This is a genomic window from Clostridium sp. 2218st1_F5_2218SCRN_220325 (genome assembly GCF_039062665.1).
In the GTDB taxonomy this organism is placed as follows: domain Bacteria; phylum Bacillota; class Clostridia; order Peptostreptococcales; family Peptostreptococcaceae; genus Intestinibacter.
The window spans coordinates 48724-67753 of sequence record NZ_JBCLNH010000006.1; the positions used below are offsets into that span (position 1 = coordinate 48724).

14 protein-coding genes are annotated in these 19030 nt (G+C 27.9%); 11 read left to right on the forward strand and 3 right to left on the reverse strand.

Annotated elements, in window-relative coordinates:
- The first annotated feature begins 199 nt into the window (after nucleotides 1-199).
- Nucleotides 200-1606, forward strand: a complete 1407-nt coding sequence (locus tag ABCM86_RS05260; protein WP_295732898.1) for a VanZ family protein — start codon at nucleotides 200-202, stop codon at nucleotides 1604-1606.
- Between the two features lie 67 nt (nucleotides 1607-1673).
- Here ABCM86_RS05260 and ABCM86_RS05265 read toward each other — a convergent pair whose 3' ends face one another.
- Nucleotides 1674-2315 (reverse strand): cyclase family protein, encoded by a 642-nt coding sequence (locus ABCM86_RS05265; RefSeq protein WP_343003648.1) that lies wholly within the window; start codon nucleotides 2313-2315, stop codon nucleotides 1674-1676.
- A 103-nt stretch (nucleotides 2316-2418) separates the two neighbouring features.
- Here ABCM86_RS05265 and ABCM86_RS05270 point away from each other — a divergent pair, with 103 nt between their 5' ends.
- The 8 genes from ABCM86_RS05270 to ABCM86_RS05305 all read left to right on the forward strand — a co-directional run bounded on the left by ABCM86_RS05270 (nucleotide 2419) and on the right by ABCM86_RS05305 (nucleotide 12825).
- Nucleotides 2419-3600: a M20 family metallopeptidase gene (locus tag ABCM86_RS05270; RefSeq protein WP_295675729.1), complete on the forward strand. Its 1182-nt coding sequence runs from the start codon at nucleotides 2419-2421 to the stop codon at nucleotides 3598-3600.
- A 261-nt stretch (nucleotides 3601-3861) separates the two neighbouring features.
- Nucleotides 3862-5517 carry a ribonuclease J gene (locus ABCM86_RS05275; RefSeq protein ID WP_295777414.1) on the forward strand — a complete coding sequence of 552 codons (1656 nt, stop codon included), beginning with the start codon at nucleotides 3862-3864 and terminating at the stop codon, nucleotides 5515-5517.
- A gap of 24 nt (nucleotides 5518-5541) precedes the next feature.
- On the forward strand, nucleotides 5542-6246 hold the full coding sequence (locus tag ABCM86_RS05280; protein ID WP_343003649.1) for an ABC transporter ATP-binding protein: 705 nt from the start codon (nucleotides 5542-5544) through the stop codon (nucleotides 6244-6246).
- A 1-nt stretch (nucleotide 6247) separates the two neighbouring features.
- The gene (locus ABCM86_RS05285) at nucleotides 6248-9496 is read left to right on the forward strand and encodes an FtsX-like permease family protein (protein WP_343003650.1); all 3249 of its coding nucleotides are present in this window, start codon (nucleotides 6248-6250) and stop codon (nucleotides 9494-9496) included.
- A gap of 98 nt (nucleotides 9497-9594) precedes the next feature.
- Nucleotides 9595-9804 carry a hypothetical protein gene (locus ABCM86_RS05290; RefSeq protein ID WP_343003651.1) on the forward strand — a complete coding sequence of 70 codons (210 nt, stop codon included), beginning with the start codon at nucleotides 9595-9597 and terminating at the stop codon, nucleotides 9802-9804.
- Nucleotides 9805-9947: 143 nt separating this feature from the next.
- Nucleotides 9948-10373 carry a hypothetical protein gene (locus ABCM86_RS05295; RefSeq protein ID WP_343003652.1) on the forward strand — a complete coding sequence of 142 codons (426 nt, stop codon included), beginning with the start codon at nucleotides 9948-9950 and terminating at the stop codon, nucleotides 10371-10373.
- Nucleotides 10370-11038: a hypothetical protein gene (locus ABCM86_RS05300; RefSeq protein ID WP_343003653.1), complete on the forward strand. Its 669-nt coding sequence runs from the start codon at nucleotides 10370-10372 to the stop codon at nucleotides 11036-11038. The genes ABCM86_RS05295 and ABCM86_RS05300 overlap by 4 nt, the downstream gene beginning before the upstream one ends.
- Before the next feature lie 281 nt (nucleotides 11039-11319).
- The gene (locus ABCM86_RS05305; protein ID WP_195929581.1) at nucleotides 11320-12825 is read left to right on the forward strand and encodes a DUF1846 domain-containing protein; all 1506 of its coding nucleotides are present in this window, start codon (nucleotides 11320-11322) and stop codon (nucleotides 12823-12825) included.
- Nucleotides 12826-13232: 407 nt separating this feature from the next.
- Here ABCM86_RS05305 and ABCM86_RS05310 read toward each other — a convergent pair whose 3' ends face one another.
- Nucleotides 13233-14657 (reverse strand): aspartate ammonia-lyase, encoded by a 1425-nt coding sequence (locus ABCM86_RS05310; RefSeq protein ID WP_343003654.1) that lies wholly within the window; start codon nucleotides 14655-14657, stop codon nucleotides 13233-13235.
- Nucleotides 14658-14661: 4 nt separating this feature from the next.
- Complete coding sequence (hydF, locus tag ABCM86_RS05315) at nucleotides 14662-15888, reverse strand: [FeFe] hydrogenase H-cluster maturation GTPase HydF (protein ID WP_195929579.1); 1227 nt, start codon at nucleotides 15886-15888, stop codon at nucleotides 14662-14664.
- Nucleotides 15889-16224: 336 nt separating this feature from the next.
- On the opposite strand from hydF, the gene ABCM86_RS05320 reads away from it, so the two are divergent.
- Nucleotides 16225-18132, forward strand: a complete 1908-nt coding sequence (locus tag ABCM86_RS05320; RefSeq protein WP_343003655.1) for a hypothetical protein — start codon at nucleotides 16225-16227, stop codon at nucleotides 18130-18132.
- Nucleotides 18133-18237: 105 nt separating this feature from the next.
- On the forward strand, nucleotides 18238-18732 hold the full coding sequence (locus ABCM86_RS05325) for a hypothetical protein (protein WP_343003656.1): 495 nt from the start codon (nucleotides 18238-18240) through the stop codon (nucleotides 18730-18732).
- The last annotated feature ends 298 nt before the right edge of the window (nucleotides 18733-19030 follow it).

Genomic DNA, 19030 nt, shown 5'->3' on the forward strand with positions numbered 1-19030 from the left:
TTCTAAAAAGTTATTTGAATTTAAATAACTAATACTTAAAATAATTTTTTTGATGATTTTTTTAGTAATAACTCCCCGAAAAAAGGATGTGGCGGCGCATCCTTTTTTCATGTTTAAATTTACTTTTAAGAAAATTTTAATGAATATATATATACAATAGTTTATAATTAAGAAGAAGTTAGACAATGGAGGAAGAGTTATGAGACTTTTACAAGTAATTAACTTAGCTAGAGATTATTTGGGGTTAGGCGTAATAGGCTTAATTTTTATAGGGATAATATATATTTTATTTTTTAGAAAATTTTTAAAAAATCATGTTAAAGCTAACATAAAAAAAGTAATAGTATTTTGCATTTTATTTTGCTACATAGTAATCGTAATCGGTGCAACTATTTTTATAAGAGCAGGAGTATATGAACATGCAAATTTACATTTATTTAGCTCATATATAGAAGCGTGGAACAATTATTCAAAATCATATTGGAGAAATATAATTTTAAATATTTTAATGTTTGTTCCATTTGGGTTTTTGCTCCCACTTTTTAGTGAAAAATTTAAAAAATGCTACATAACTCTTAGTTTAGGGTTTTTGTTTACTTTAGGAATAGAGACAACTCAATATATAACAAAAAGAGGAATTTTTGAAGTTGATGATATAATGAATAATTTTATAGGAGCACTTATTGGATATAGTTTAGTAATGTTTATTTTATTAATTATATCTAAAGAAAAGACAAAACTTAAATCATTAAAATTAATCATATGTATCTTACCAACACTGATAGCTATATTTGCTGGATATAAAATAAATAATGCTTATAACATGCAGGAGTTTGGAAATTTAAGTAGCAATTATAATTATAAATATGATATGTCAAAGGTTTCACTAAAAAGTAATGTAAAAATATATGACAATGAAGATAAACAGAAGATGGTTTATAAATTAAAGAGGTTGAGTGCAGATGAAGCTTTAGAATTTGCAGAAAACTTTTTTGAAAAATTAGAAGCAGAAGTAGATAAATCTAATATAGTTATTCATAATAATGAAATAATGTATAGCTCAATTGATGATAGATACAAGATGACTGTATATTTAAATGGTGGAGTATATAATTTTACTGATTATAAATGTAATGATAAATTGATAAACCAAGATATGGATGAAGAAAGTGTTAAAAAAGTATTAAATGATTATAATGTAGGGCAATATAATCATTCTCAATTTGAGCAAGAAATAGAAGATAGAGAGAAATTGTCATCTTATAATTTTAGAGTTGATTTAGACGAAAAAGATAATAAATTAATTGATGGATATTTAAATATAAATCAATTTAATAAAATACTGAGTATATACAATTATATATATACTTATAATCCATATGGCAAGTATAAAATCATAAGCGAGAAAGAGGCTTATAACAAGTTAAAAGAAGGAAAATTTAATTCTTATGAACTTTACAATATAAAATCAATATTGATTAGAAGTATTAAGTTGTGTTATCAGCTAGACAGCAAAGGATATTATCAACCAGTATATAGGTTTGAATGTACGATAGATGGAGATGGAAGGTCTATATTTATACCTGCTTTAGAAGATATAAAATAATATTTAATATTGTAGATAAAAGAGTGTATTTTAAATTATAAAATTTTTAAATACACTCTTTTTAATTTTAATCTATAATAGCGACTGCTCTAACTGACGCTCCATCGGAATTTAAAAATTTGAGTGGAAGGGCACAAAATGTAAATAATTGACTATCGATTTGATCTAAATTACAGAGATTTTCGATTATAACTAAATTGTTTTTTAATATTTTATGGTGTATAGGCAAATCTTCGCTATCAATAGATTCTATAGAAATTACATCTAGACCAATTCCTTTTTTATTAGTTTTTATTAGATAATCGGCAACTTCTTCACTTATAACTGGAAATTTATCGAAATATTTTGGAGTATCCCAGTATTTGTCCCAATTAGTTTTAAACAATACAAAGTCAGCATATTCTATCATCACTTTATATTTATCTATATAAGATATATCGATAATGTCTCCTTCTGATAAATCGCTACAATCAATAACTATAGCCTTTCCGACGAATTTATCTGCAGGAAATTTATCTAAAGTAATGCCGTCTTCTCTTACATGAGCAGGAGCATCCATATGTGTTCCAGTATGAGAAAACATTGTAAGTAGAGTTTCTCTAAACCCATCTGTTTCAAATGTACTAGCTGGGGCTAATTTTGGTGGCTCTGTCCCATGAAAGACGGGCATATTTTCTTTTATAGTATGAGTTAGATCTATAACTTTCATAATGACCTCCTTATAATAATAGAATTTAATAAAATTATACTAAATTTTATTATAATCTATATAATGATTTATATAAATTTATTTGAAAAGGGGAGAAGCTTAATTGTTAAAACAAAGTGTTATAAAAAGGGGAAAAGAAATATCTGATTATTTGATAGATATTAGAAGAGATTTGCACAAAACACCAGAGTTGGCTATGGAGGAATTTGTAACAAGAGATAAGATAAAAAAATATTTAAATGAAATAGGAATTGATTATATTGAGTTTAAACATCATAGAGGGATAATGGCGTATATATACAAAGAAAATGCAAAGACGACTATTGGTATAAGAGGAGATATAGACGCACTTCCTATACAAGAAGTAAAAGAAAGTGAGTATAAATCCCAAAATGATGGTGTTATGCATGCTTGTGGACATGATGCACATACTACTATGTTAATTGGAGCTTGTAGATTACTATATGAAATAAGAGATAAATTAAATGTAAATATAAAATTTTTCTTTGAACCAGCAGAAGAAAAAGATGGAGGGGCTAAGTTCTTTGTAGAAGATGGGCTTATGGAAAATCCAAAAGTTGAGTATATGTTTGGGGCACATGTCCAAGGTTATTTGGATACTAAAGTTATAGAATCAAAATATGGGACATTAAACGCAAGTACTAATTCCATTTCAATCGAGGTAAAAGGAAAGAAAGGTCATGGAGCATATCCGCAAAATGGAGTAGATGCATTAGTTGCAGCAGCGCAGATAATAACATCACTACAAAGCATAATTAGCAGAAATTTAGCTCCACAAGATATGGCAGTTTTAACCCTTGGAAAAATCCAAGGTGGAGATGCTGGTAATGTTATTTGTGATGAAGTCAAAATAAGCGGAACACTCAGAACTTTAGACAGCTCACAGAGGGAGTTTATTATAAAGAGAGCAACAGAAATAGTAGAAAATACTGCTGCTGCATATAGATGTCGTGCTAAATTCAATATAAATGAAAATGGATATGATGCGCTTATAAATGATAAAGATTTAGTAGATGTAGTCAAAAAAAATGCAGAAGAATTTTTAGGGGAAGGAAGCTTTATATTTAAAGATTATCCATCTATGGGAGGAGAAGACTTTTCTTTTTTTACAGAAAATTGTAAAGGGGCATTTTTCCATGTTGGATGCGCAAATAAAGAAAAAGGAATAACATCTCTTATACATACTGCTGATTTTGATATAGATGAGAGATGTTTAAGTATAGGAGCGATTATGCACACATTAAATGTGCTGTATTTTAATTAATTAAAATTATAATAAACAGAAATTTTTAGGTCGAAGTTATATATTTGACCTATTTTTATATACAAAACCATATAAACTATATGTATTTTTGATAAGCATAATTTAAGTAAATATAAATTAAATTCAAATTACATGATTATATGATATATAAAATTATAATTTATACAAATGTGCAAATAATATAAAAGAAAACTGCTATTTAAAATAACAAATATTGAGTTTGATAATATATACATTTATAAATTTATCAAGGAGAGTAAAATGAAAAAGAATACATTGAGAGTAATCCCTTTAGGCGGATTAGGTGAAATCGGAAAAAATATAACTGCAATAGAATATGAAGATGAAATAATAGTGATAGATTGTGGAGTTTCGTTCCCAGATGACGATATGTTGGGGATTGACTTAGTTATACCGGATATAACTTATTTATTAGACAACAAAGAAAAAGTAAAAGGGCTATTTATAACTCATGGACATGAGGATCATATAGGCTCAATTCCGTACATTTTAAAACAACTAAATATGGATATATATGCGACAAGATTGACAATAGGACTTATCGAAAGTAAATTAGAAGAACACAAAATAGATAAAAGAAATTTAATTCCTGTAAAAGCAGGAGATGTTATAAGATTTAATAAACTAAGTGTAGAATTTATTAGAGCAACTCACAGTATAGCAGATGCTTGCTCTTTAGCTATTTTTACACCACTTGGCACAATTGTTCATACTGGTGACTTCAAGATAGATTATACTCCTATTGATGGAAGAGTTATGGACTTAAATAGATTTTCGGCATTGGGAGAAGAGGGTATATTATTATTAATGGCAGATAGTACAAATGTCGAAAGAAGCGGCCATTCACTTTCTGAAAAGACAATAGGTGAAACTCTAAATAGAATTATAAGAGGGGCTACAGGTAGGGTTATAGTAGCTACATTTGCATCTAATATACATAGGATGCAACAAGTAGTAGATGCATCACTAACACAAAATAGAAAGATTTGCTTTAGTGGAAGGAGTATGGAAAATGTAAGTAAGGTGGCTATGGAGCTTGGCTATTTACATATACCAGATGACGCAGTAATAAACGTAGATGAACTAAATAATTATGATGACAATATAACTATAATTACAACAGGAAGTCAAGGAGAACCAATGGCTGGGCTTTCGAGAATTGCATATGGAAATCATAGAAAAATAAAGTTACAAGAAAATGATTTATTTATAATTTCTGCCTCACCAATACCGGGAAATGATAAAATGATATCAAAGGTAATAAATCAACTTTATAAAAAAGGTGCAGAAGTTATATATGAAGATTTAGAAGATGTTCATGTTTCTGGACATGCATATCAAGAAGAATTAAAACTTATTCACTCTATAACTAAACCTAAATATTTCTTGCCAGTTCATGGTGAATATCGTCACTTAAAACACCATGCCGACTTAGCTAAAAAAATGGGTATGTCGGGAAATAATATATTCACAATGGAAACAGGAGATGTACTTGAGATAACAGAAGATGGTGCAAGAGTAGCTACTAAGGTGCGCACAGGTGTACTTTATGTAGATGGGATAGGAGTAGGTGATGTAGGAAATATAGTTTTAAGAGACAGAAGAAATTTAGCTCGTGATGGTATGGTGATAATAGTTTTTGCAATAGACAGCGAAAATTTATATCTAGCATCAGGACCAGATGTAATAACAAGGGGATTTATATATGCACGAGAAAGTGAAGAGATTATAAACGAAATAAAAGAAGTCTCTAGACAAAAAATAGAAGAGTGCTTAGAAGATGAAACAATAGGATGGCAAGTTTTAAAAGGAAGTGTAAGAAAAGCTGTAGAAACATTATTATTTGAAAAAACAAAGAGAAGACCGAGCGTATTTCCTATTATAATGGAAATATAAGAAGAAATTTTAGGGGGAATTAAATTGAGTGAATATATTGAATTTAAAAATGTGAAAAAGGTCTATAAAATGGGGGAGGTAAATATAGAAGCATTAAGTGGAGTGAATTTTTCTGTAGATAAAGGTGAATTTGTGGTTGTGGCAGGTGCAAGTGGAGCTGGAAAAAGTACAATACTAAATATATTAGGTGGAATGGATAGTCCAACTAGCGGAGAAATCATAGTCGATGGAAAGTATATAAATGATTATTCTAATAAAGAGCTAATAACATATAGAAGATATGATATCGGATTTGTATTTCAATTTTACAATTTAGTGCAAAATTTAACTGCAAAAGAAAATGTAGAGTTGGCAACTCAAATCTGCAAAGATCCACTAAATATAGATGAGATTATGGAAGCTGTTGGACTACAAGACAGAAAAAACAACTTCCCAGCACAATTATCTGGAGGTGAGCAACAAAGGGTTGCAATAGCAAGAGCGCTTGCCAAAAACCCAAAGATACTTTTATGTGATGAACCTACAGGTGCATTAGATTATAATACAGGAAAATCGATTTTAAAATTATTACAAGATATGTGTAGAACTATGGAGATGACAGTAATAATAATCACACATAATTTGGCTTTAACACCTATGGGAGATAAAGTAATCAGAGTTAAAAATGGTAAAATAGAAAGTGTAGTAATAAATGAAAATCCAACTCCTGTGGAAAGGATTGAGTGGTAATATGAAAAGTGCACTTAATAAAGATTTTATCAGAGATATAAAAAATTCAAAGGGAAGATTTATTTCTATTTTACTAATAGTTGCATTGGGGGTAGCTTTCTTTTCTGGGATTAAGGATGCACCTCTAGTTATGAAAAAAACATCAGATTCATATTATGATGATTATAATTTAATGGATATAAGGATAACATCTACTTTAGGGCTTACTGATAACGATGTAGATGAAATTAAAAAGATAGAAAAAGTAGATGGCATAAAAGGAACATACGCTATAGAAGCAATATCAACTTATAAAGATAAAGACAGTGTAGTTCAAATACAAAGTATAAATTTAGATGATTACAAACAAAACAATAAAAATTATATAAATAGACTCAAAGTAGTCAAAGGTAGATTGCCACGAAATAGTGGCGAATGTGTAATTGAAAAATCTAAATATCAATTTTTAGGATATCCTATAGGAAGTAAGATAAAAATAGAATCTGGAGTAGATGACGATATTGGAAATAGCCTCAAAAAGAAAGAATATACAGTCGTGGGATATGTAAATACTCCATATTATTTGTCTCATGAAAAAGGAAATGCCTCTATAGGTGGAGGTAGAATACAAGGGGCAATGATGATTTTAGATAGTGATTTTAACTTGGATGTATACACAGATATTTACTTAACTGTAAAGGGAGCTAAAAACTTAGATACTTATTCAGAAAAGTATCAAAACTTAATAGATTCAGTTACAGAAGATATTGATAAAATAAAAGAAAATCAAATAGAAACTAGATATAATCAAGTAATATCAGAAGCCAAAAAAGAGTTAGATAAGGGAGAAAAAGAATATAACGAAAATAAAGAAAAAGCTGAAAATGAAATTAAAGATGCACAAACTAAAATAGATAATTCAAAATTAAAATTACAAAATAGTAAATTACAACTCGACTCACAAAAATCAAAGACTCAAAGTGAAATAATAAACAGCAAGAAGCAAATACAAAGTGCAAAATCACAGCTTGAATATGGAAAACAACAGTATCAAAATTCACTTAAAGAATTTCAAACTCAAAAGAAAAACGCAGAAGCTGGATTTATACAAGCAGAATCAAAGATAAAACAACTACAATCGCAACAATATAAACTACAACAACAATCAAGTGAGTTAAATTTACTACTTAATAATCAAAATCTAACTCAAGAACAAAAATATTACTACCAAAATCAATTAGAATCTATAAATCAAAATTTATCACAATTAACATCAAGTATATCATATGCTAAAAATGAATTAGAAAATCAAAAGCAAGCTCTTAAACAAGCTGAAAATAAATTAAATCAGACAAAGCAAACTCTAGACACAAACGAAGCTAAGATAAAGCAATCAGAAATTACATTACAAAACTCAGAAAAAAGTGCACATATCCAAATTTCACAAGCAGAACAAGAAATAAAAAATGGACAAGCTGAAATAGAGCAAGCGCAAAAAACTTTAGACGAAAAGAAAAAAGATACAGAAAGCCAGCTATCAGAGGCTAAAAAGAAATTGGAAGATTCTAAAGCACAGATAAAAAATATTGAACGTCCAACATGGTACGTTTTAGATAGAGATAGCCATAGATCTTTCGTCGAATATGAAGGATGCGCCAACAGTATAGATGCACTTGCAAAAATATTCCCTGTATTTTTCTTTGCAGTGGCGGCTCTTGTATGTTTGACAACTATGACGAGAATGGTAGATGAACAGAGAATAAATATAGGTACTTTAAAAGCGTTAGGATATACTGTATTTGATATAGCTAAAAAATACATATTATATGCATTTACAGCTAGTATAGCTGGTAGTGTGCTTGGTTTATTGATAGGATTTTCTGTATTTCCAATAGTAATTTTTTATTCGTATGGAATGATGTATACTCTTCCAAATATGCAAGTAGCTATCGATATAGTACTAGCTATAGGAATTACGATAGTTGCAGTACTAATAACAACATTATCAGCTTATATAGCTTGTAAAAAGGAATTGATGGAAGAACCATCAGCACTTATGAGACCGAAAGCGCCAAAAAACGGAAAGAGAATATTATTAGAAAGAGTAGATTTCATATGGAAGAGACTTAGTTTTATAAGTAAGGTAACTCTCAGAAATATATTTAGATACAAAAAGAGATTTTTTATGACAGTATTAGGAATAGCTGGATGTACGGCACTTTTAGTTACTGGATTCGGTATAAAAGACTCTATCCAAATGATAGTAAGCGGACAATATGGCGAAATATTAAAATACGATATGCAAGTATCACTTACAAATAAATTAACAGATAAAGAAATAGAAAATATAGATAAAGAACTAGGTAAAACTCAAAATATTAAATCATATGAGTTTTTTGTATATGAAAATGGAGAAGTCAGAACTAAAAAAGGCAATGAAGAAGTAAATATAGTTATTCCAGATAATCTAGATAAATTAAATAAATTTATTCATCTTAGAGAGAGAGTTAGCCATAAGAAGATAAACTTAGATAATGACGGTTTAGTACTTAGTGAAAAAGCAGCTAGAGTTATAGGCGCATCAGTAGGAGATACAATAAAATTAAAAAATAGTGATGATATAACTGTAGAGGCAAGAGTAAGCGCCATAACAGAAAACTATATATCTCACTATGCATATATGACTAAAGATTATTACAACAAACTATTTAATAATATACCTCAAAATAATAAAGTTTTAGGTATTTTAAATAGTACATCGTCAAAACAAGAAGATAAATTATCTGAAGAGATAATAAATGTAGATGGAATATCAGGCGTCACATTTAATACAATATCAAAGCAGACATTTAGCAATACGATTAAAAATTTAAACTATGTAGTTTTAGTTATGATAGTTTCTGCCGGTTCTTTAGCATTTGTAGTTTTATACAACTTGACGAATGTAAATATCTCAGAGAGAATTAGAGAAATTGCAACGATAAAGGTTTTAGGTTTTTATGATGGAGAGACAGCAGCTTATATTTATAGAGAAAACATCATACTTACAATAGTGGGAATGATAGTAGGGCTCGTATTAGGTAAGTTTTTACACCAATATATTATGATCACTGTAGAAATAAAATCTATGATGTTTGGAAGAATAATAAGTTTGAAAAGTTATATTATAGCAGCTATTTTGACAATATTACTTTCACTTATAGTAAACATAGTAATGTATTATAAGTTGAAAAATGTAAAAATGGTAGAGTCGTTGAAATCAATCGATTAAAAATTTATGAAAAAGTTTTGGAAATTTAATGTCAAAAATATTGTATTCAACATAGTATAATTTAGAAATAAAAATTATCAGCAAGGGGGAACAATATAATGTTAGAAAGATTTTTCGGCGGTTGCGACGGTGGATTCTTTGGTATGGGATGGTGGATAATAATATTATTCTTCTTATTCCTAGCATTTGGAGAAACTTGGGTTGATATAGATATTTGTGCATGGATACCATTCTTAATATTATTATTAATAGTTTGTGCAAGTACTGGCATAGATGGTCTTGATGACGGCTGTGGATGTGGCTGCTAATATTAAAAAAAACAAATTATAATTAATTAATAGGGCATATAAAATAGTTTTATAAATTATTTTATATGCCTTTTTAATATTTAAGGAGATTATATCTAATAGCAAAGACTGATACAATACTTACGCAGGGATTTAATTATGTTATGACTGTTTTTGAAAGTAAAGATATACCGCTTGAAGTAGCTTTATCAAATAAGAATAATATAACTATTTATGTAAATGGAAGTATACTCAAAAATCAAAATGTAAATATCAAATCAGCAAGAGGATTAAATAAAAACTACAAAACAGATTCTAATGGAATGATTTCTAACTTAAAAATAAGAGATTTAAGACAGGGAATAACAGTCACTTATAATGCAGGAAATAATCAAACCTATGTATGCTCTTATATAGTTAAGTCTAATAAATTATTTACACCACTTTACTTTGAAGCACAAAAACCAATGTTATATTGTTGTTTATTATCAGCAGTACTTATGAAAGATGTATATGTTGCCAAATATCCTCAATTTAATGGCTCAATTGGTGCGGCAATAATGGCAAAAGAAAGAGGAGAAGTTATATGATAGGGACAACGCTGATATCTTGCATAACGGGAGGATTTTCAATTGGACTTGGATGTGGTACTTGTTGTAGTCCAGCTATAGGTGTATTTTTATCGACTTATATAGTTTCACATTCACAAAATATGAAAAAGGCGTTTATTACATTTTTTAGTTTTTTCTTTGGAAAAATTCTCTCTGTAATAAGCCTTTGTATGATTAGCTCATATCTAGGAAATAAATTTTTATTTAAAGATGGACATATTGGCTCAATCGACTTGAGTAAAGTAATGAGTATAACATTTATAGTTTTAGGTTCATTTTTAATAGTGAAGTATTTCTATAATAGACAAAAAAGCGACAGGTCATGTAAGTCTTGTAGTGGAAGTTGTGGGTCTAATTTAAAAAATAAAGATTGGTCACCTTTAATAATAGTAATAGCTTACGGTCTTACACCATGTGCACCTCTTCTTTTAATAATTGGGTATGCAAGTACAATATCTATTACAAATGCGATATTACTTGGGCTTTGTTTTAGTATGGCAAGTATAATTTCACCTATGATAGTAGTTGTATTGCTTGCAGGCATAATTTCAAATAATTTATATGAAGAATTGCCAAAATACATAGATTTATTTAAATTGATGTGTTATGGAGTATTGATATTTATAGGAATAAAAACTTTATAATTAAAAAAATAAAAGTCAGCTTATAACTTTCTGTACTTTTTTTAATAATATTATTAGATATTATAAGGAAAAATACAGTATATAGGCTGGCTTTTTTGAATTTAAATTTTATTAAAATAAAATCTTGAAATAATTTTAACTGGATTGTATAATATAACCTTAGTGATAAATAAGTATTTGTGTAATTAGTATTTTTTTAGTATTTGTCCATAGGGCGAATATAATTTTTTTATGTGTAGGAAATTTATTTTAAAGACGGAAAATTAGAGAGGTGTTAAAGTATGAAACAAGGTTTTGATGCAAAAAAATATTTAGAACAACAATCTAAATATATATTAGAAAGAGTTAATAATTTCGACAAACTTTACATAGAGTTTGGTGGAAAACTTATCGGAGATTTACATGCAAAGAGGGTTTTACCTGGATTTGATGAAAATGCTAAGATAAAAGTATTACAACATATCAAAGATCAATTAGAGGTTGTAATCTGTGTTTATGCTGGAGATATCGAAAGAAACAAAAAAAGAGGCGATTTCGGTATAACTTACGATATGGAAGTTCTAAGATTAATAGATGATTTAAGAACTTATGAATTAGATGTAAACAGTGTAGTTATAACAAGATATGAAGGACAACCTGCAACTACAGTATTTATAAATAAATTAGAGCGTCGTGGTATAAAAGTTTACAAACATGCTCCAACTAAAGGGTATCCATCTGATGTAGATACAATAGTTAGTGATGAAGGATATGGTGCAAACCCATATATAGAAACTACTAAACCAATAGTTGTTGTTACAGCTCCAGGACCAAACAGTGGTAAATTAGGAACTTGTTTAAGCCAATTATATCATGAACATAAAAGAGGAAATTCTGTAGGATATTCAAAATTCGAAACATTCCCAGTTTGGAATCTTCATTTAAATCATCCAGTAAACGTAGCATATGAAGCTGCAACTGTAGATTTAAAAGACGTAAATATGATAGATTCATTCCATTTAGATAGATATGGAGTAAAAGCTACAAACTACAACAGAGATTTAGAGTTATTCCCTGTTCTTAAAAAGATAATAGAAAAAATAACAGGAGAAGAGTCAATATTCCAATCACCAACAGATATGGGTGTTAATAGAGTAGGATTCGGAATATATGATGATGAAGCAGTAAGCGAAGCATCAAGACAAGAAATAATAAGAAGATACTTTAAAACTGGTTGTGAATACAAAAAAGGTGAAGTAAATAAAAGTTCATATGAAACTATGTCTTTAATAATGGAAAAATCAAACTTAAAACCTGAAGATAGAAAAGTTGTTATACCAGCTAGAGAATATAGCGAAAAATTAAAAGCAGCTGGAGAAAAAGATGAATTATGCACAGTAGTAGCATTAGAATTAAATGATGGAAATATAATAACAGGAAGAAGCTCAGAATTAATGGGAGCTAGTGCAGCAGCAGTATTAAATGCAGTAAAAGTTCTAGCTAATATTCCAGATGATATGTTATTAATATCACCAGTTATATTAGAACCAATCATAAAATTAAAAACTGATACTTTAGGAAGTAGACAAGTTTCATTAAGCTTAGAAGAAGTATTAACAGCACTTTCAATATGTGCAGTTACAAATCCAGCAGCTCAAATGGCTATGGATCAATTAGTAAAATTAGAAGGAGCACAAGCTCATTCAACTACTATGCTTAGCAAAGATGATGAACAAACATTTAGAAAATTAGGTATAGATGTGACTTGTGAAGCAGTTTACCCTTCTCAAAATTTATACTATGTGTAAATTGTATTTGATAGGAAAATAAATTGTAGATAAATTTTTATATATAGAAAATGAGCCTTCTATCGTAGATAGAAGGCTATAAATTATTTTTATTCGTATAATTTTTTGTGTAAGTATTTTGTGTAAGTATTAAGTATTTTAAAGACCTCAAATTTTTGAGGTGGAATATTATTGTATAATTTTTTTATAGAAAAGTCAATGTATTTTTCATAAAAAATTATATTATAAATGTAAGTTAATATTTGTGATATATTTTTGTTGAGAGAGTGTAGTAGTGTTAAACTGCTACACTCTCTTTTTATAATATATAAAAGTAAATCTAAAGAATGAACAAAGTCGACCGCGAATGGCTGCAGTGAATCTTTGAGCAACGGACGAAGTCGTTGGCGATATGAACGCAGTGAATCTTATAAATAAGTTATAGAATGGTTGTAATTTAAGATTTCATCTAATTTATTTTTATCTAATAATCCTCTTTCTAAGACGATTTCTTTTACCTTTTTAGGATCATTATTGCTTTTAGATACAATTTCGCAAGCCATATCATAACCTATGTAAGGAACTAATGCAGTTGCGAGAAGAACGATTGAATTATCTAGATGTTTTTTGCAATTTTCCTCATTGGCAGTAATAGTATTAATACATTTTGTTCTAAATATTTTTAATGTTTCTGTAAGCAATGTTAAACTTTCAAGTATACTATCTGCAATTAAAGGCATAAATGCATTTAATTCAAAATTACCGTTCGCTGCACACATACTGATTGCAATGTCATTTGCCATGACTTTTATTGCTACTTGTGTTACCATTTCTGGAATTACAGGATTTACTTTACCGGGCATAATCGTACTTCCGGCTTGCATATCAGCAAGATGTATTTCATTAAATGGTTTTGAGTTCATTATGCGTAAATCTGTAGATATTTTCATAATATTTACCGCTAATGATTTTAAAAGTCCTGATACTTCAACAAATACATCATTGTTTTGAGTTAAATCTATAGGATATTCAGATTTTGCAAGTCCAATTCCTGTTAAATCTCTAATTATTTCAATAACTCTAAAAGTATATAATCTATTTGCATTACTTCCTGTGCCTATAGCAGTTCCACCTAAGTTTACTTGTCTTAATCTTTCTTCAACTTTATAAATTCGCCACCTATCTCTAGCAATTGCCTGAGCATATGCTCCAAATTCTTGTCCTAAAGTTATGGGAAGGGCATCCATCATTTCAGTACGTCCTAGTTTAACTACAAATTCAAATTCATTTTCTTTTCTTTGTAGTGCTTCTTGCAACTTACTACATTCATCACTAAGAGCTCTAACTAAGTTAATACATGCAATCCTTAAAGCTGTTGGATACACATCATTTGTAGATTGCCCCATATTTACATGGTCTAAAGGATGAATATAATCGTAATCGCCAGGTTCTTTCCCAAAAATTTTTAATGCTAAGTTAGCTATAACTTCATTTACATTCATATTAGTGGAAGTTCCAGCACCACCTTGAAGGGCATTAGTTATAAAATTTTCATCATACTTTCCAGATAAAATTGCATTACATGCTTCAACTATTGCATTTGCTCTTTCTTTATCTAATGTTTTAACTTTTTCATTTGCCATAGCAGCAGCTTTTTTAACAGTTACCATAGCATAAATAAGTTCTTTTCTTACTTTTGAATTGCTTATATTAAAATTTTCAAAAGCACGGGCAGTTTGAATTCCATAAAGTAGGTCTTTATCAATACTTACTGTCCCTAACTTATCTTTTTCAATTCTTTTTTTAGGATTATTATTTGTTTTGTCAGTTTGATTTATTGTAATATTGTCCATAAAATCACTCCTGTTCTTCTAATAAGTAAGATACATGAGGAAAGGCTTCTACTGTTCTGTGTAAAATTCCCTGCATATATGCTATTAAAATACCATAATTAGTTATAGGAATATTTTGATCTTGTGCACATTTTATTCTATATTTCATCTCTCTAGCATTTAGAGTACATCCACCACAGTGAACTATCATCTTGTACTTTGATAAATCGTATGGGAATTCTACGCCACTTGAAAATTCAAAATTAAGTCTTTTACCACAATGTTGCATTATCCATCTCGGTATTTTTACACGACCGATATCATCACATTGTCTATGGTGTGTACATCCTTCAGAAAGTAAAACAGTATCACCATCGTTTAAACTTTCTATGGCTTTTGCACCTTTTACTAATTCTTCTAAATCGCCTTTATATCTGGCAAATAGAATTGAAAAGGAAGTTAATAAAATATCTTTTGGAGTATCTGCTGAAACTTTAGCAAAAACTTGAGAATCAGTTATTACTATTTTAGGTTTTTTACCTAAGCTAGCTAAAGTATCTCTAAGTTCATATTCTTTTACAACAATTGCAGTTGCATCTGATTCTAATATATCTCTTATTGTTTGTTGTTGAGGAAGTATCAATCTTCCTTTTGGAGCGGCTTTATCTATAGGGACTACAAGGACTACAAAATCAGAAGGGTCTAATAAATCGCCTACAATTTGAAATTTTGATTCATCTGAAGGTGCTTGTTTGGCTATAAGTTCTTTTAATTCATATATATTTTCTTTTGTTATAGAGCTGACCCACATAGTATTAGGAGAGTCTTCTAGAGGTAAGTCTATATTTTTTTCTTTTACTAAGTCTAATTTATTCATTACTACTATATACGGAATTTTCTTTTCTTTAAATTTTTCTATTAAAGCGTTGTCTTGTGGAGTTACCCCGATTAATCCATCGACAACTAATATGCCTATATCGGTTTTATTTAAAACTTGATAACTTTTTTTAACACGCATTTTACCAAGTTCCCCAGTATCATCAAGACCAGGAGTATCAATTATCATTACAGGACCTAAAGGCAACAGTTCCATAGCCTTTGAAACAGGGTCAGTAGTTGTACCTTTTACATCAGATACTATTGCTAAATCTTGATCTGTTATTGCATTTATTACACTTGATTTTCCAGCATTACGTTTCCCAAATATACCTATATGCACACGTTCTGCAGAAGGTGTAGAGTTTAAGCTCATCTAAATTTCCCCCTTAAAATAAAATTACCTTGCAAAAAGCAAGGATATTAAAAAATATTTTGAAACCTTATACTTTTTCCTCGGAATAACCTCTGAATCAGTTTGGTCTTTTATATTAGTTATAACAAAAATAATTTCGGCTACAACTTTAATAAAATTATATCACAGTAAGTTTTTAATTATCAATAAATGGAAAAATTAATATGAAAAGTGTCAAAGATTGGTGTTTTTAGGTTGGAAAATTTATAAATTAACAATATAATTTAAGTAGAAGACAGAATTAGGGTTTATGTGTAATTTTCAAAATTGAAATATAAATAAAAGAAGGTTATTAATATGGATAAAAAACAAATACAAAGAGAAAATCTAAAAAATATACTATATAGTATATTTGATAATTATGGAGATTTATCAAAAAAGATATACATAGTAATTAGTGATGTAGAAAATAATAAACATATTTGTGAAGAAATTTTAAAAATAATAAACAAAAATACACCATCATTTATTAGAAAAATATTAGTTGGTTATAATGATGATAACAAAAATGTCACGGTTAAATTAAAAAGAAGAAATGAAAAATTTAACATAGTAGAAAAATACGATTTAAATAGCAAAGATGACGTAGTAGTAGATGTATATAATATGGATTTATCTAAAGAAAAAGAAAAGTACAGTTATGAAAGTAAATTTATTGTAGATTATATTGTAAGTTTAGATGATATTAAAAAGACTAAATTCTTTAAAGAGATAAAAAAGAAAATTATATCTAATAAAGAAGTTAAAAGTGAAAATCAAATAGCTTTAAATCTAAATGATTTATATAATATTTGCATAGAGCAGACACTATGGAAAAATGAAGATGATATAAGTAAAATGAATAATTGGATTTACAATATAATAAATCCACATGCTTTAAATAGCGAATTACTTAATAAAATGCTAGGTACAATAAATGAGCAATTAGATAATCTAAAATTTTCTTCATACTTAGAATATATTTTATCTAAAAGCGAAAATAAAACACTAGATTATATTTCACCATCAGGAGATTTATACAAACTACTACTTTTTGAAGATATACTTAGAATAGATTATAAAGATAAATGTAAAGTAAAAATTGATTTAGATGTAGAGTATATAGGCAGATGGTGGAGCGAAAATATACTACCTCTATTTAAAGCAAAATATAATAAAGAAGATTTAGTAAACGAATTACAACTAGAAATTAAAAAGAATGAAATAATAGATTTTCATGGGAAAAATTTTGAAAAGTTCAAAAATAAAATAATAAGTGAGATACAAAAAGAATATAGCGAACTTGAAGTTTTAGAAGATAATTCTGAAAAAGATGAGAAAATATCTTTAGAGCAAAATATAAAAGAACTGAAGACTGAAAATATATCGGATTTAGAACATACAATTGAGCAAAGTCATCTAAAATATCAAGGAAATAGGGAACTTTTAAAAGAATATTGTAGCGATAAATTTATAGATATATTAGAAAACAAAGAAAAAAGTTATAGCCTAAAAGAATTAGAACAATTTCTAAGAGAAAATGAAGACTACTTCAATGATAAAGCATATGTATATTTTGAAATATGTATACAAAAGAAAATTCAAAACTTAGAAGAAAATCTTTTAAATGATATTTGTGATGTAAAAGATTTACCAGACCTTGAAAACTTACATAATAAAATTTTAGAAAATGGTGACTTTGTAAAATGTGAAGATCTAGAGAGTATTATTTTTACAAAAATGGAGTCAATCATAAAAAAATTAAATTTAGCAGAAATAAACGACGAGGACAATATAAGAATAGCAAACAATATATATGATAATACTGGATCAATTAATTTAGAAAAATATCCTGTTGCTGAATTGCTTATCTGCAGAGATATAAATATAGACTTAGACAACGTAATGGATTCCATAAATTATTTGAAAGATACAATAGACGAAATCAAAGAAACTGTAGTAGATAACTGTATTTTTAATTATGAATATTACAATATGAATATACAAATAAATGGAACAGACAATTACTATACTATTAAATTTAGATACTTAAATGATTTAGTAGACTATATAAAAATAAAAGAGGGAAATAAATTTTTACTTAATTTAAAAAGCATAAATAAAGATGTAAAATATAAGAAAAGAGTTTTTAATAAAGGCAATACTGAAATAATAAAAGAAATAGATAATTTCTATTTAGAAAAACAACTTGCTAAAAGTAAATAAAAATATACTAGAAACTTTATTCGAGGTTATATATTAAAACATATAAAGACAATTATAAAAATATTTGATATACTTAACAGTGAATTTAAATTTGGGAGGGAAAATATGAACAATAAGGAAATAAGCATCACCCCATCTAACAGCAAGAAAGTTTCATATTTAGTAGTTTTTGCAATAGTTGCATTAGTATATCTAGTAATGATGAAATTTAACTGGATTACACGTGAACTTGGAATAGGGTTAGTAGCATTTTGTGCATGTGTATCACTTTATTTTTTATATAGCTTATGTTTTCCAAAAGCATCTCTTGTTATCAATCAAGATGGTATAAAAGAAAAAGCTATAAGAGGTAAAGGTCTTATTAAATGGGAAAAAATAAGTGAAGTGTATATATGTATAATTCCAAAGAAAAAATACGATACATATTACTTAGGTATTAAATACCGTAAAGATGAAAACGATAAAAGAAAAGTTAAATTTAAAGGTAAAGTCAACGAACGTATAGGAGATGTTGTACTTACTTTAGATGAACTTGAAATGGAGCCTTATGAAATTTATAATAATATTCAAAAATACTATAGCAAATTTATAAAAAGATAGTAAAATTATTATAATATAAGAAACAAAAAAGGGAGTCTTAAAAATAGAAATAACTATTTTTTAGTCTCCCTTATATAATTTCACAAAAAGAAAAGACCTATTTAATGAAACGGTCTTTTTACAATAAAGTAAATAAAATAATTTGGTTATGAGTAAGGAATTCTTAATTCCCTGGATAATTTAATTTTATATTATTTTTATTATGATTTCAATATATATAACAAAAAATAATCATATGAAGAGGAATAATAGATATAAACAATAAGAGAAATATTTTAACTTATAATAAATTAAAAAC

Excerpts from the sequence above, each read along its gene's own strand:
- ABCM86_RS05260 (WP_295732898.1), top strand. The coding sequence starts at position 200 with ATGAGACTTTTACAAGTAATTAACTTAGCTAGAGATTATTTGGGGTTA.
- ABCM86_RS05265 (WP_343003648.1), bottom strand. The coding sequence starts at position 2,315 with ATGAAAGTTATAGATCTAACTCATACTATAAAAGAAAATATGCCCGTC.
- ABCM86_RS05275 (WP_295777414.1), top strand. The coding sequence starts at position 3,862 with ATGAAAAAGAATACATTGAGAGTAATCCCTTTAGGCGGATTAGGTGAA.
- ABCM86_RS05285 (WP_343003650.1), top strand. The coding sequence starts at position 6,248 with ATGAAAAGTGCACTTAATAAAGATTTTATCAGAGATATAAAAAATTCA.
- ABCM86_RS05290 (WP_343003651.1), top strand. The coding sequence starts at position 9,595 with ATGTTAGAAAGATTTTTCGGCGGTTGCGACGGTGGATTCTTTGGTATG.
- ABCM86_RS05295 (WP_343003652.1), top strand. The coding sequence starts at position 9,948 with ATGACTGTTTTTGAAAGTAAAGATATACCGCTTGAAGTAGCTTTATCA.
- ABCM86_RS05300 (WP_343003653.1), top strand. The coding sequence starts at position 10,370 with ATGATAGGGACAACGCTGATATCTTGCATAACGGGAGGATTTTCAATT.
- ABCM86_RS05305 (WP_195929581.1), top strand. The coding sequence starts at position 11,320 with ATGAAACAAGGTTTTGATGCAAAAAAATATTTAGAACAACAATCTAAA.
- ABCM86_RS05310 (WP_343003654.1), bottom strand. The coding sequence starts at position 14,657 with ATGGACAATATTACAATAAATCAAACTGACAAAACAAATAATAATCCT.
- hydF (WP_195929579.1), bottom strand. The coding sequence starts at position 15,888 with ATGAGCTTAAACTCTACACCTTCTGCAGAACGTGTGCATATAGGTATA.
- ABCM86_RS05320 (WP_343003655.1), top strand. The coding sequence starts at position 16,225 with ATGGATAAAAAACAAATACAAAGAGAAAATCTAAAAAATATACTATAT.
- ABCM86_RS05325 (WP_343003656.1), top strand. The coding sequence starts at position 18,238 with ATGAACAATAAGGAAATAAGCATCACCCCATCTAACAGCAAGAAAGTT.